The sequence below is a fragment of the Bacillus sp. es.034 genome (assembly GCF_002563655.1).
Taxonomy (GTDB): domain Bacteria; phylum Bacillota; class Bacilli; order Bacillales; family Bacillaceae_B; genus Rossellomorea.
The window spans coordinates 4,122,576-4,135,906 of the sequence record NZ_PDIY01000001.1 but is presented as its reverse complement, the minus strand read 5'-3'; the positions used below and the strand labels follow the sequence as shown (position 1 = coordinate 4,135,906).

At 47.4% G+C, this 13,331-nt stretch carries 14 protein-coding genes; 8 read left to right on the top strand and 6 right to left on the bottom strand.

Features of this window, described 5'->3' with window-relative positions:
- The first annotated feature begins 103 nt into the window (after positions 1-103).
- Complete coding sequence (locus ATG71_RS23510; protein ID WP_179886597.1) at positions 104-265, top strand: hypothetical protein; 162 nt, start codon at positions 104-106, stop codon at positions 263-265.
- Between the two features lie 62 nt (positions 266-327).
- On the opposite strand, the gene ATG71_RS21080 is transcribed toward ATG71_RS23510, so the two are convergent.
- From ATG71_RS21080 to ATG71_RS21055, 6 genes are all read right to left on the bottom strand, one after another.
- Positions 328-1,647, bottom strand: coding sequence for a (Fe-S)-binding protein (locus tag ATG71_RS21080; protein WP_098441337.1), 1,320 nt, complete (start codon positions 1,645-1,647; stop codon positions 328-330).
- Positions 1,644-3,056 (bottom strand): glycolate oxidase subunit GlcD, encoded by a 1,413-nt coding sequence (gene glcD / locus ATG71_RS21075; protein ID WP_098441931.1) that lies wholly within the window; start codon positions 3,054-3,056, stop codon positions 1,644-1,646. The genes ATG71_RS21080 and glcD overlap by 4 nt, the downstream gene beginning before the upstream one ends.
- A 101-nt stretch (positions 3,057-3,157) precedes the next feature.
- Positions 3,158-4,324 (bottom strand): anhydro-N-acetylmuramic acid kinase AnmK, encoded by a 1,167-nt coding sequence (gene anmK / locus ATG71_RS21070; protein ID WP_098441336.1) that lies wholly within the window; start codon positions 4,322-4,324, stop codon positions 3,158-3,160.
- Positions 4,317-5,231 carry a BadF/BadG/BcrA/BcrD ATPase family protein gene (locus tag ATG71_RS21065; protein ID WP_098441335.1) on the bottom strand — a complete coding sequence of 305 codons (915 nt, stop codon included), beginning with the start codon at positions 5,229-5,231 and terminating at the stop codon, positions 4,317-4,319. The genes anmK and ATG71_RS21065 overlap by 8 nt, the downstream gene beginning before the upstream one ends.
- 3 nt (positions 5,232-5,234) lie before the next feature.
- Positions 5,235-6,332, bottom strand: coding sequence for a DUF871 domain-containing protein (locus ATG71_RS21060; RefSeq protein ID WP_098441334.1), 1,098 nt, complete (start codon positions 6,330-6,332; stop codon positions 5,235-5,237).
- Between the two features lie 12 nt (positions 6,333-6,344).
- Entirely contained in the window at positions 6,345-6,683 is a 339-nt protein-coding gene (locus tag ATG71_RS21055) for a PTS lactose/cellobiose transporter subunit IIA (protein WP_098441333.1), read from the bottom strand.
- Positions 6,684-6,843: 160 nt separating this feature from the next.
- Between ATG71_RS21055 and ATG71_RS21050 the strand changes: the two genes are divergently transcribed.
- The 7 genes from ATG71_RS21050 (at position 6,844) to ATG71_RS21020 (ending at position 13,325) form a co-directional block, all read left to right on the top strand.
- Positions 6,844-7,710 (top strand): MurR/RpiR family transcriptional regulator, encoded by an 867-nt coding sequence (locus ATG71_RS21050; RefSeq protein ID WP_098441332.1) that lies wholly within the window; start codon positions 6,844-6,846, stop codon positions 7,708-7,710.
- Between the two features lie 2 nt (positions 7,711-7,712).
- On the top strand, positions 7,713-8,018 hold the full coding sequence (locus ATG71_RS21045) for a PTS sugar transporter subunit IIB (RefSeq protein WP_060673327.1): 306 nt from the start codon (positions 7,713-7,715) through the stop codon (positions 8,016-8,018).
- Positions 8,019-8,045: 27 nt separating this feature from the next.
- Positions 8,046-9,326 carry a PTS sugar transporter subunit IIC gene (locus tag ATG71_RS21040; RefSeq protein ID WP_098441331.1) on the top strand — a complete coding sequence of 427 codons (1,281 nt, stop codon included), beginning with the start codon at positions 8,046-8,048 and terminating at the stop codon, positions 9,324-9,326.
- Positions 9,327-9,656: 330 nt separating this feature from the next.
- Positions 9,657-9,947: a hypothetical protein gene (locus tag ATG71_RS21035; RefSeq protein ID WP_098441330.1), complete on the top strand. Its 291-nt coding sequence runs from the start codon at positions 9,657-9,659 to the stop codon at positions 9,945-9,947.
- Between the two features lie 15 nt (positions 9,948-9,962).
- Complete coding sequence (locus tag ATG71_RS21030) at positions 9,963-11,294, top strand: 6-phospho-beta-glucosidase (RefSeq protein ID WP_098441329.1); 1,332 nt, start codon at positions 9,963-9,965, stop codon at positions 11,292-11,294.
- 545 nt (positions 11,295-11,839) lie between these two features.
- Complete coding sequence (locus ATG71_RS21025) at positions 11,840-12,754, top strand: DMT family transporter (protein ID WP_098441930.1); 915 nt, start codon at positions 11,840-11,842, stop codon at positions 12,752-12,754.
- A complete protein-coding gene (locus tag ATG71_RS21020; protein ID WP_286163087.1) occupies positions 12,699-13,325 on the top strand; it encodes a cysteine dioxygenase in 627 nt (208 codons plus the stop codon). Before ATG71_RS21025 ends, ATG71_RS21020 begins: the two co-directional genes overlap by 56 nt.
- Positions 13,326-13,331: the final 6 nt, after the last annotated feature.

Genomic DNA, 13,331 nt, shown 5'->3' with positions numbered 1-13,331 from the left:
CAAAAGCAGAAAATCTGCTGTTAGCTAAACAAAAAAGAAACCTTCCCTCATCCCAATCGTATATACCTATAGAACCTATTCTACTCATAAAGGAGGCCCTCCCATGAACAGACTCATCACAATCAGCGCTGTACTCGTCGCCATCGCCGTCATCATAATCTGGCTCACAACCAATGTTACCAATGCCCTCACACTGCTTGCAGCCTATGGAATCATCCTCTCATTCCTCGTCTACTTTTCATTCTTTAAAATCAAAAAAAAATAGGGACGGACCTCCAATCATCTTTTTTGCGGGAGCAAAAGGATGGTTGGGGAGGTCCGTCCCTCTCAGTCGACTGCTTCCAATAAGAAGTCGACAATGTGGATGGCTCGCATGTTGTCTGATAGTCCTTCTCGTTCGATACCGAGTTTCATTTGGAGGAGGCAGCCCGGGTTGGATGTGATGATGGTGGTGGCCCGGGTGTCTTCGACGTTTTCCATTTTGTGATCGAGGATCTTCATGGACATGTCGGATTCGACTATGTTGTAAATTCCTGCAGATCCGCAGCAGTGGTCGGCTTGTTTCATCTCAACGTAATCGGCACCTTCCACGGATTGAAGGAGTACCCTTGGTTCCATGAATGTTCTCTGTACGTTTCTTAAGTGACAGGAATCTTGGTACGTAATTCGTTGTGGTGCCACATTCAATGTCTTTTTATGAAACTCCAAATCTACCAGAATCGAGGAAATGTCCTTAATCTTGTTTTTAAATCGGACAGCACGGTCTTTCCACTCGGGATCATCTTTCAGTAAGTGATCGTAATCGACAAGAAAAGCTCCGCAGCCACCGGCATTCGTGATGATGTAATCGACGCCGGAAGCTTCAAATGCCTCAATATTCCGTTTTGCGAGTCCCTTGGCAGCATCCTTTTCACCGCTGTGTCCATGTAAGGCCCCGCAGCAGGTTTGCGTCTTCGGAATTACGATGTCACAGCCTGCCAGTTGAAGGAGTTTCGTTGTGGCATTATTGGTTTCCAGGAACATCGTATCCATCAAACAACCGGAAAAGAATGCGACTTTTTTCCGAACCTCACCAATGGAAGAAAGGGAAGTCGGGCGTTCCTTCATCGCTTTCAGCTTTGGAACCTGAGGAAGGACGCGTTCCATCGTTGCCATGCTTTCCGGGAACAGCTTCATCACGCCCGTAGTATGGAGGACCTTTTGTAAACCTGAACGCTGATAGATTCCGAGAAGGTTCGTGAGCATCCTCATTCTGTCGGGATGTGGGAATAAACCTTCGAATACGGTCTTCCTCACAACCCGGACAGGGAGGGAATGCTTTTTATATTGATTAATGATATCCCGTGCTTCTTCTAATAAGTGACCATAGTTCACACCGGATGGACAGACCGGTTCACAGGCCCTGCATCCGAGACAAAGGTCCAGTGTGCGCTCGACTTCTTCATCCGGCTCGATCACCCCGTCGACGACTGCCTTCATAAGGGCGATGCGCCCCCGTGGGGAGTGTGATTCCTTGAATCCGGATTCGATATATGTGGGACAGGAGGGAAGGCAGAATCCGCATCTCATACAATTCAATAATTCATCTTCATCCATGCGGTCCTTGAATGCCTGTTGAATCTTTTGCTTTTCCTGGACGGTCGTCATCTTGTAATCACCACACGTTTTCTCGATTCTTTTGCAAATACTTTATTCGGATTCATGATGTTAGTGGGGTCGAAGGATTGCTTGATCATCTTCATGGCGCCGATCCCTTCAGGTCCGAGTTTCCATTCGAGATAAGGCGCCTTCATCATCCCGACGCCGTGTTCTCCCGTGATGGTCCCGCCCAAATCGATGGCATGGGCGAAGATCTCTTCAAAGGCTGCTTCGACCCGCTTCATTTCATCATGGTCCCTGGCGTCTGTGGCAACGGTCGGATGAAGGTTTCCGTCCCCTGCATGGCCAAAGGTGCAAATCTTCAACTCATGGCGCTCGGCTATCTCATTGATCGCTTTCACCATCTTGGCAATTTCGGAACGGGGTACCGTGGCATCCTCCAAGATCGTCGTCGGCTTAAGTCGGGCAAGAGCCGAGAGGGCAGAGCGCCGGGCAGTGCGAAGGGCTTCTGCTTCGATTTCGGTTTTAGCGAGTTGAACGGATACGGCATCGTTTTCAACACACACTTCCTCTATACGCTTCATATCACGTGCGACTACCTCAGGAGGACCATCCTGTTCAATCAGCAGGACTGCTTTCACATCCGTAGGCAGTCCGATTTTGGCAAAATCCTCGACCACTTCCAATGTAGGCTGATCCAGAAATTCCAGGGTCGTCGGGATGATCGGATTCGAGATGATGTTCGATACACTTTTTGCAGCTGCTTCTATGTCCTGGTAAAGGGCAAGCATCGTCTGTTTTGTCTCCGGCATGGGAACGAGCTTCAATGTCGCTTCCGTGATCACACAAAGGGTTCCTTCCGACCCGACAAATAGGCGGGTCAAGTCATACCCGGCCACATCTTTTGCGAGTTTCCCGCCGGTCCGGATGATATCACCATTCGGAAGGACCGCTTCAAGGGCAAGCACATAATCACGTGTGACTCCATACTTCAACCCTCTCAAACCACCGGAGTTTTCATTGATATTCCCTCCGATGGTGGAGATCTTCATGGAGCTCGGGTCTGGAGGATAGAAGAGTCCCTTGGCTTCAACGGCGTGAATCAAATCAAGTGTTACTATTCCGGGCTGGACGGTGATCGTTAAATTTTCTTCATCCAATTCGAGAATGTTGTTCATATGGGTGAAAAGCAGGACAACACCGCCTTCGGTTGGGCACGTACCGGCACAAAGATTCGTGCCGGATCCCCGCGGGACAATGGGAATGCCGTTTTCATTGCAGATCTTCACGATTGCCGATACTTCCCCCGTTGACCGGGGAACGATGATGGCATCGGGCATGGATTGATAGTTGGGTGTTGCATCATAGGAATAGACAAGTTTTTCAGCAGGGGTATCACGGTAATGATCTTTACCGACGATGCTGAGGAAACGATTCTTGATATCAGGAGTGATCATACTAATTTCCACCTTTTTTAACATGTTTTTCATATCTTCTTTAAAAAGAGCAGAGAGACGGTACCCGACTGGGGTCAAGGTCCGTCCCTCCAAAAGGGTTTTTATTTTTTGCTTGTGGGGCTTGGTGTGATCGACCCGAGGATGACGGGTTTTTTCGCTCCGGTTGCCCCTGGGACATTGCCTGAATTGCCGTGCAGGGTTTCGTTGGCTAATAGGGCAAAGGCAATCGCTTCCTTAGCATCGGAGGAGTATCCGATATCTTCCTGAATAAGGATTGTCACTTCAGGGAGAAGTTCCCTCATCATTTGGAGAAGCGTTCCGTTATAGCTTCCCCCGCCGCCGATGATGACCTCGTTGATCGGATGCTGAGGGAAGACGAATGTTTTATAAGCATCCGAAATGGATAGGGCGGTAAAGTAGGTTGCCGTTGCAATCAGATCTTCTTTCGGGATATCGCTGTATTCCTTTAGAATACGGTTCACGAACACCTCACCAAACAGTTCCCGGCCGGTGGACTTAGGCGGCGCTTTCTGAAAGAAATCCTTTTCCCACTCCATCCATTTCCGTGCTGCTTCAGGGTGAACCGTTCCCCTGGCGGCAATCGAACCATCCTCGTCAAAAGCTAAACCGAATAATTTTTCGCATAATCCATCGATCACCATATTCCCGGGACCAGTGTCAAAAGCAAACACCTCTTCAAGGGAGCAGTCCTTCGGAAGGACGGTCACATTCCCGATTCCCCCGATGTTTTGGAGGAGCCTGCCCCCATCCTTTTTTCCGTAGAGAAGGAACTCTGTATAAGGGACAAGTGGGGCGCCTTCTCCTCCTGCAGCCATATCCATGGAACGGAAATTGGCTACCACCTGTGTGTTGGTCCGGTAGGCAATCACGCTCGGTTCTCCGATTTGAAGAGTGGAAGCAACCGAATCTTCCGTACGAAAGGGCTGATGATAGACTGTTTGTCCATGGGATCCGATAAAGCTAAGGTCATCAACAGAGATGCCTGCCTCCTTACATACTTTCTCTACGGCATCGGCGTATACGTCCCCAAGTTCAAAATGCAGGCTGGATAAAAGGGGGGTGGAGGAAAGATCAGGACTCATGACATCAAAGATTTTCTTTTTCACCGGTTGTGAAAAGGGCGTAGTCGAATAATGGACAAGCTCCACCACGGTATCCGTCCCTGCTCCTTCGATGGAAACAAGGGCGGCGTCCACTCCGTCCACGGACGTGCCGGACATCAGTCCGACTGCTAATCGTTTACTCATATGACAACCTTCCTTTCCGGATTGCTTCAACTATGTCCACTGCACCTGTAGCGGGGGACGTAGAATCAACGATAAAAATCGGATCCATAAACACTGTTGAGATCGTTTCTTTAAACGTGGATTGAACCACGGGATTGTGTTCGAGGACACTCCCTTTCAAAGCTATGACCGGCTTTGTTTCAATCTGTAACGTTTCGATCAATGCGATGGTCTGTGCGGCAAGCTGTTTGCCGGCGTTTTTCAATAAGGTAAGGGCCGTTTCATCCCCGGCCTCTGCTTCCATGTGGATCACTTTCGCAAGCCGGGCAATCTCCCCTTTTGAAGAAGAATAGATGAATCCTTTCAATCCTTTGGCGTCAGTAGCGTTGATGTTGTTCAGTATGCTGAGGGAAAGGGGGGAGAGGGGGATGCCTGAGTCCATTTCCCTGACAATCTGTTTGCTCGCTTCGATGGCAAGGTGGTAGGCACTGCCTTCATCTCCAAGTAAGTGACCCCAGCCCCCGGTCGTTCCTTCTCTTACTCCGTTCCTTCCGTAACAAATCGATCCCGTGCCCGCGATGGTCATCACACCATTCCGGTTACCGATCAAGCTGAAATAGGCAAGTGTCGCATCGTTTATCAGAATGATGGGAAGGGAAGTCATCCTGCTCAATTCTGACTGAATTCGGTGGGAAATGTTCCCCGACCCTCCACCTGCCATTCCGATGACAATGTGGGTGGCACCATCTGAAGCAGTATGGTCCAGGCATTGTTGAACGACTGAGGAGAGATTACGCAATGCTTCCTCATACGAGACTGACGGGTTCCCGTGTCCGGATAAACTTTGGAAAAGGATATTCTTTTCCATATCCATGACGAGTCCCTGAATTTTTGTTCCGCCTGCATCGATCCCTATTACTCTAGTCATCTCTTAAACCTTCTTACTTGGCTGAAAGGCAAAATTGCTCCAGGGTTTCAAATAATCAAGAAGGAAGACTTCTTCTTCCCGGATCCTGCCCACCACATTCGTCTTCCCGGAGTTCTCCATATCCTTCAGGGCAATCTGAAGTTCTCCTGCATATTGGGCATATAAGTCGTTTTCAATGATGATGTCCCCACGCTTGATGTCAACGTTGTTATGTGGTGCAAATTCTCTTCCTCTGTATTTGACGCGACTTTGAGTGGAACGAATCATATAATCCGATACATCTCCACGGTAAAAATGGGGTTCTTCAAAGATGATCGTTTTCTCTAAATCCGTAGTCGTTTCATGGGTTTCGACGGTGAAAGTGAGCTTCGATGTATTCAATTCACTGAGCAGCTGCATTTCACGTTCGGACGCATAGGCATTGCTGATGATGACGTCGTCAATCAGTCCAGTCGCAAACAGATGCTTCGCCTGTACATCAATAGGAAGGGAACGGTGCATTTCCAGTGTAGGCAATCCTTCTGTGACAGGCCATGGACCAAATGTGGCATCTGCGGAAGACACAAAGGCTGCCGTTCTCATGCCGAAGTCCTTGAATTTCTGGCTGCATTCGATAAAGAAAGGATAAGATAAACCGGAGTAACGGTGCGGATAAAAGTTATGGCACCCTAATAATTGGTCCTTATTGGGCTGATACGTCATGATATTATCGATGTATTTCGTGGCATTACTCATGTTCAATTCGATTTTCAAATCATAGGGGTTGTACGACATCATGGATTCTTCATGACCGGTATATCCAAGGTCAAGGCGGATACCGTGAGCACCCAGGTCGGCAAAAAAGGATAGATCATCGTAAGAAATATCCAGCTCTTTAAAAATACGTGGACTGATGTCGGCTATGACTTCCATATTCTTCTCGCGAGCAAACTTGATCGTTTCTTTGAAGTTCGCAATGATGCCTTCCTTGTCTCCCTCAACGGATAATAAGCAGGTAAACACACGTTGGAATCCGTATGAAGCGGCAAGGGCCAAATACTCTTTATCTTTTTCAGTTGTAGAATGATTCGGATAGATTGAAACGCCCAGTTTTTTACTCATTGGGACTCCTCCTTAATTAGATTGGCTTTCGAGTGCATGGATTCTCTTTAACATCGGTATCATTTGTTCAATTAATGAGATTTCACTGATTGACGTCATCAAGTGATCCTGCGCATGAATCATAAGAAGGGATTTTTCAAATTCTTCCCCGTTGATTTCGGCCTGGATCAGGCTTGTTTGTGTCTTGTGGGCTTTATTCAATTCGTCATGGGCGGTCTTGATCATCTCTTCCGCCTCATCGAATTTCCCCTCATGTGCTTTAACGAGGGCTTCATAAGCCGTACTCTTCGCATTCCCACCGTTTGATATGATCTCAAATATCTCCATTTCCACGTTGCGGATCTCTGCCATCGTGTATTCCTCCCTGAACCTTTTTAGAACTCTTTTCTACTAATTTTGTAAAATAAAAATTTAAATATTTTAAAATAATATTGAAATTTAATTTCATTATCGCATATAATCATATTAAACTGAAAGCCTTTTCAAGACAATCATTTTTTTGGAGGTGACCATGACAGAATTCCAGGTTTTAAAACACATCAAAAGTCAGATGGAGAGCTTTACACCGTCTGAAATAGCGGTTGCTCAATATGTAGTCGAATTTCCGGAGAAAGTGATGGAGATGACCACAAAGCAACTATCACACTCATGCGGCAGCAGTGAAGCCGCCATCATCCGGTTCTGCAAACGGATCGGGATCAACAGTTTCAGCGGCTTGAAAATCGAGCTCGCAAAAAGTACGAACATCGAAGAAACGAAGAGTCATGACATCAATACGCTTCTTTCTTTTGAAGATAATCTTGAAACCGTCTTCAATAAAGTATTGGTCAATACCTATCAAGCCATCAAGAATACGGAAAAGCTTTTTTCCATTGATGAACTGGGTAGGGCGGTCAATGCGTTTCATGAAGCTGAAAGAGTCTATCTGTATGGAGTGGGTGGTTCCGCTGTGGTAGCGGAAGATTTCACCCAGAAGCTGTTGAGGTTGAACTATCTGGCGTTCCAGGCAAGTGATTTCCATGTGCAGATGATGATGGCTGCGAACTTAACGGAAAGAGACGTTCTCTTCGTCGTCTCAACATCCGGTCAGACGAAGGAAATCCTGAAGCTGATGAACGTCGCACAGGAAAAGGGAGCCACCATCGTCCTGTTGACACAGCACGGTAAATCACCGGCAAGAAAGCTCGCCGATATCGTCCTGACGATTTCTGAGGAGGAACATAATATCCGAATCGGTACCATGACGGCAAGAATTGCTCAACTCGTCGTGATAGACGCTTTATTCGTGGCATTATGCATGAAAAAAGGACATGGCGTTTACGAGCAAATTATTCATACACATGAAGTGGTTCAGCGAATGAAAGAGGAGGAGGAATAGGGATGAAAGTATTATTCGTATGCTCTGGAGGGATGTCCAGTGCGATCGTCGTCAATGCCCTGAAAAAAGAAGGAACAAAAGAGGGGATTGAAATGGAAGTCCATGCAATCGGAACTGGGGAAGTATCCGAGGAAATCTCTAAGGGATGGGATGTATGTATGGTAGCACCTCAGATCAGACACCGATTTGATCAAGTGAAGAAAGCCGCCGATGAGGCCAATGTTCCATGCGGGCCGATTCCGCCACAGGCGTACACGCCGCTTGGTGGGCCGACTTTACTGAAAACAGTAAAGGAATTAACAAACTAACTTAATAGGAAACAAGGGGGTAGTAACATGCAAACGTTTGTGAACTTTCTGGAGAATAACTTGTCAGGTCCAATGGCCAGACTCTCTGAACAAAGGCATTTGCAAGCAATCCGGGATGGAGTTATTTCAGCACTGCCATTTATTATCGTCGGTTCATTCTTTTTGATCTTAGCGTTTCCGCCACTGCCTGATGCATGGATATTCGGTGACATCAAACAGTGGGCAGCAGACAATATTGTCGAGATCCTGATTCCGTACCGTCTGACCATGTTCATCATGTCGCTCTATGTCGCCTTCGGAATCGGATACAATCTCTCGAAAAGCTATAAACTGGATCCTTTATCCGGGGCACAGATCTCAGTCGCAGCACTTCTATTGACCATCACACCGAAAGTAATGGACGGAGAAGGCTGGGTCCTTCCAATGACCAATCTCGGTGGGCAGGGATTATTCGTTTCCATGGTCGTCTCGATTCTGGCAGTTGAAATCCTGCGCTTCTGTAAGACGAAGAACATCACGATCAAAATGCCTGAGCAAGTTCCGGCATCCGTTTCACGAAGCTTTGAAGCACTTATACCTGTAGCAATCGTAATTTTATTGATATCATCCGTGACGGTCTTAGCAGGGGTAGATCTGCATAAGTTGGTCGGTGTCGCCGTTGCTCCACTGGTTACAGCAGGTGACAGCATATTCGGAGTATTGGTTCCGGTATTCCTGATCGATTTCTTCTGGTCATTCGGGATCCACGGCGTATCCGTTGTAGGGACCGTCGCCCGTCCACTGTGGGAAGTATTCCTTGTGAACAACGCTGATGCGGTTGCAAGTGGGCAAGCGATCCCGCATATTGCGCCTGAGACGTTCTACCAATGGTTCATCTGGATCGGTGGATCAGGAGCCACGCTTGGATTGGTCCTTGCGATGGTGTTCTTCTCCCGCTCAAAATATTTAAAAGCATTAGGGAAAACATGTCTGGTACCGGGCCTTTTCAATATTAATGAGCCTGTCATATTCGGTGCTCCAATCGTATTGAACCCAATCTTGATCATCCCATTCATCACGGTACCTTTGATCACAGCGACTCTTTCGTATGTGGCCACCACTGTCGGTTTGGTATCACCAACCTACATCATGCCGCCATGGACGCTGCCTGCACCAATCGGAGCGTACCTTGCAACGGGTGGTGACTGGAGAGCGATCGTCATGGTTCTGATCAATGTCGGAATCTCATTTGCTATCTACTTCCCATTCTTGAAAATGTATGACAGGAAAATGTTGAAGATGGAAGAGAGCGAACAACAAGCGGCATAGAAAAGCGGAAGGGGCTTGCCCTGAGGCGACAAGCATAAGGCGAGTCATCCGGAAAGGCGTCCTTTGCCTTTTTGGATGAATTGACTTATGACCTCGAGCCTCAAGCCCCTGTAGCTGGACAGAGAAAAGCGGAAGGGGCTAGCCCTGAGGCGACAAGCATAAGGCGAGTCATCCGGAAAGGCGTCCTTTGCCTTTTTGGATGAATTGACTTATGACCTCGAGCCTCAAGCCCCTGTAGCTGGACAGAGAAAATAGTAAACGATAATCATAAATAACCAGAAGTGGGAGTCCAAGGATTCCCACTTCTTTACTAGGTCAGGAGTGATGGACATGACAGAAACCGTTGTGCCGAAGAGAATCGGATTTAAAAGTGTGTTTGTATTATTGATCTCTGTATCTATTGGACTTTTACTTCTTTCTAAACCATTGATGAGCACGGGGCTTGCAAAAGAATGGAGCGTGTTTTTGGCTACGGGCATTTCAGCTTCCATCGGGCTTTCATACATTTTATTGAAAATTGAAGGACCGGTGGAAGACGCTTCTGTTAAAAAGAAGCGGATGCTACTGGCAGTCGTGGTCAGTTTCGTCATCAGTTTTATTTTGGCTTTTGTGGCCAGGTAAATGGAGGCTCTTGCAATGAGAAAAGGAATCAAGATCGTCACGATCGGCGGGGGCTCGAGCTATACCCCTGAGTTTGTAGAAGGATTGATCAAACGGTATGATGAGCTTCCGGTGAGTGAGCTGTGGCTTGTGGATATCGCAGAGGGAAGAGAGAAGCTGAGTATTGTCGGGAATTTAGCGAAGAGAATGGTGGATAAGGCAGGGGTCCCGATGGAGATCCATCTGACACTGGACAGGATAGAGGCGTTGAGTGGAGCTGACTTTGTCACCACCCAGATGCGGGTCGGGCAGCTGAAAGCCCGGATTCAGGACGAGCGTCTGCCGATCAAATACGGCATGATCGGTCAGGAAACGAATGGGGCCGGGGGACTTTTTAAGGGAATGAGGACGATCCCTGTCCTTTTGGAAATCTCGAAGGAAATGCAGGAAATGTGCCCCGATGCCTGGCTGATCAATTTCACGAACCCTGCTGGCATGGTGACAGAAGCAATGCTTCGCTATGGGTCTCATCCGAAGGTCGTGGGCGTTTGCAATCTTCCCATCAATACGAGGATGACGTTAGCAAGGCTCCTCGGCGTCGAGGTGGAACGCCTGCATATCGATTTTGCCGGACTCAATCATATGGTCTATGGATTGGACGTGCTGGTGGACGGGGAATCTGTATTGGGGGAAGTACTCGACCTCATGAGCGATCCCGAGAGGCAGGTGAGTATGAGAAATATCGCGCCCCTGCCGTGGGAACCGGAATTCATCAGGAGTCTGGGAGTCATCCCTTGTCCATATCACCGTTATTACTACAAAACGGGTGATATTTTAGAAAAGCAGCTTGAGGAATTCCAGTCGGGTACGACTCGTGCGGAGGTTGTTCAGAAATTGGAAACCGAGCTGTTCGAATTGTATAAGGATGAGAGTTTAGCGGTTAAGCCTCCGCAGCTTGAAGAGCGGGGAGGAGCCTATTACAGTGATGCAGCATGCAATCTCATATCGTCCATCTATAATGATAGCGGGGATATCCAGACTTTGAATGTGCGCAATGATGGAGCAATCAGTGATTTGCCAAGGGAGTCTGCCGTGGAAGTGAACTGTGTCGTGACGAAAGGGGGACCTAAGCCGATTGCCATCGGGGGACTCCCCGTTTCGGTCAGTGGACTTGTGCAACAGATCAAATCCTTTGAGCGGGTGGCGGCAGAAGCATCCGTAACCGGTTCCTATGAAAAAGCACTGCTTGCCATGACCATCAATCCGTTGGTGACGAGTGATGTGAAAGCGAAACAGCTATTGGATGAAATGCTTGAGGTCCATAAAGAGTATTTGCCTCAGTTTGGTGGGCGGGTGACCCATAACTGAAGGTAATAAGCGTTCCAATGATGATTTGATTTGTGGTACGTTATGTTAATCCGAAATGACAGTTGTGGTAGCATCAATCATGGTATATGAAAAAGTGTAGCTCGCCGTAGTAATTTGCGCGAGCTTTCTTTATTGGGAGTACCAACATTGAGTATATGTGATACGGTTCATCATAAACAAAGAACGAGCAAAAGGTAAATAATCGGAAATTTTCCGGTTACATTTAGAATCTAACTTATTTTGGGGATATATAAGCGGAGGTTTTCCGCTTAAGTAAAGAAAAACAATCAATTTTTCGTATTTTTTGAGCTGATAGGCGGAATATTTCCGTCTATTTCAGCCTTTTCCAATCGTAATGACTCTATAAGCGGAATATTTCCGTCTATTTATCAACTCTGGCGCACTTAACGTGATCTCTTAAACGATAAGTACGCTGGATGCAGTAATCCCCTGTTTTATTAAACCTCTGCACATCTTTCCCCGGGACGAGCATACCTTGATAAAAAGAAACCATGTCCAGAAAGGGTGCCCCGTCCATGATCCCGATGAAAACAAAAGCTGCCGCTTCCCTATATGCCACAATGTCCATCAGCTTCTGGGGCATTTCCTTCGTCTCGACGAAAGCGGTGCTGGGTACGCTTGATCCCTATACGCTCCTCGTCCTCCGCTTTGGGATCGGAGCTCTGTTTCTGCTCATGCTTCTATTGCTAAAAGGATACAGGCTCCCCATCCCTCTGAAGTATGTCCCTCACTTGATCGTCCTGGGGGTCCTCGGGGTCTTCATTCATCAAGTCATCCAAGCGACGGCACTCTTGAACATTGATGCATCGTCGGCAGGATGGATGATTTCTTTTTCCCCGGTGTTCACCGTCATCCTTTCCATGATGTTCCTTCATGAAAAAATGACTCTCCCTAAAGCGATGGGGATGATCATCGCGATTACGGGTGTGCTGATGGTAACGACTGCGGGGAGCGACAAGTCGATCGGATTTGCTGTCAACATCGGGTATCTCCTGATGATTCTCAGTACATTGAACTGGGCGGTATACTCTGTGCTTCTGAAAAAACTTCGCATTGAGCTCCCATCTCTCGTGATTACATTTTATATGAGCCTGCTGGGATTCAGTTTGACCATCCCGTTTCTCATTCGCAACCGCGGCTGGGAAGGCATTTCCCAACTATCAAATGTAGAGTGGGCACACTTGATGTTCCTCGGTGTATTCGTTTCGGGAATCGCGTATTGGTACTGGGCGAAGGCATTGGAAGTATTGGATGCGTCCAAGGTGTCGATGTTTCTCTACTTGGAGCCTGTCACAACTCTCATTGCCGCCATTCTCCTCCTGCACGAGAAAATTTTTCTCATAAGCATCCTGGGTGGAGTCATAATTATAATAGGAGTTGTCATTGTCAACGGCCAGATGGTTTCTGTCCTTCATCGGTTTCTATGGAGGAAACGATAACATCAGGGGGGGATCCACAGTGTCCTTAAAGGAAGAGATAAAGAATCGATTGGATGAATTGTCTAATCCTTCAACAAAAGTACTGAAAGAAGTCTTGCAGTCTCTGAATATATGTTTTGAGGATTTACAGCCTTATCTGGAGTCTCCGGAAGGAAAACCTTATTATCGAAAGCTCCTTTATCAAAATGAAGCAGTGGAGCTCCTCGTCATGAATTGGTCCGATATGGAATGTGCCCCCCACGATCACGGGGATTCGAAGGGATGGATCCAGGTGATGAATGGGACTTCAGTCAACACGATCTTTGAAGTGAAGGATAACCAGCTTCCCGAGGAGTTATTTGACCGGGAATATAGGAAAGGCTCCTTCTTTTTTGCACCGAAGAAAGGCGTTCATAAAATGAAAAAGGGGAGTGCAAGGAATCTTGTGACTCTCCACCTCTATTCACCCCCGATTCAAGGGATGATGGTGTACGATTTGGAGAAGTGTGCGGCCTGTGTGGTATCCGATGAATGCGGGGCATGGTGGCCGGATCATATGAGAGAAAAGGTAAAGGAAATACAGTTAAAATAAGAAGAA

Coding starts and splice junctions, on each gene's coding strand:
- ATG71_RS21025 (WP_098441930.1), top strand. CDS start 11,840: ATGAAAACAAAAGCTGCCGCTTCCCTATATGCCACAATGTCCATCAGC.
- ATG71_RS21045 (WP_060673327.1), top strand. CDS start 7,713: ATGAAAGTATTATTCGTATGCTCTGGAGGGATGTCCAGTGCGATCGTC.
- ATG71_RS21065 (WP_098441335.1), bottom strand. CDS start 5,231: ATGACTAGAGTAATAGGGATCGATGCAGGCGGAACAAAAATTCAGGGA.
- glcD (WP_098441931.1), bottom strand. CDS start 3,056: ATGATCACTCCTGATATCAAGAATCGTTTCCTCAGCATCGTCGGTAAA.
- ATG71_RS21055 (WP_098441333.1), bottom strand. CDS start 6,683: ATGGCAGAGATCCGCAACGTGGAAATGGAGATATTTGAGATCATATCA.
- ATG71_RS21030 (WP_098441329.1), top strand. CDS start 9,963: ATGAGAAAAGGAATCAAGATCGTCACGATCGGCGGGGGCTCGAGCTAT.
- ATG71_RS21035 (WP_098441330.1), top strand. CDS start 9,657: ATGACAGAAACCGTTGTGCCGAAGAGAATCGGATTTAAAAGTGTGTTT.
- ATG71_RS21060 (WP_098441334.1), bottom strand. CDS start 6,332: ATGAGTAAAAAACTGGGCGTTTCAATCTATCCGAATCATTCTACAACT.
- anmK (WP_098441336.1), bottom strand. CDS start 4,324: ATGAGTAAACGATTAGCAGTCGGACTGATGTCCGGCACGTCCGTGGAC.
- ATG71_RS23510 (WP_179886597.1), top strand. CDS start 104: ATGAACAGACTCATCACAATCAGCGCTGTACTCGTCGCCATCGCCGTC.
- ATG71_RS21050 (WP_098441332.1), top strand. CDS start 6,844: ATGACAGAATTCCAGGTTTTAAAACACATCAAAAGTCAGATGGAGAGC.
- ATG71_RS21040 (WP_098441331.1), top strand. CDS start 8,046: ATGCAAACGTTTGTGAACTTTCTGGAGAATAACTTGTCAGGTCCAATG.
- ATG71_RS21080 (WP_098441337.1), bottom strand. CDS start 1,647: ATGACGACCGTCCAGGAAAAGCAAAAGATTCAACAGGCATTCAAGGAC.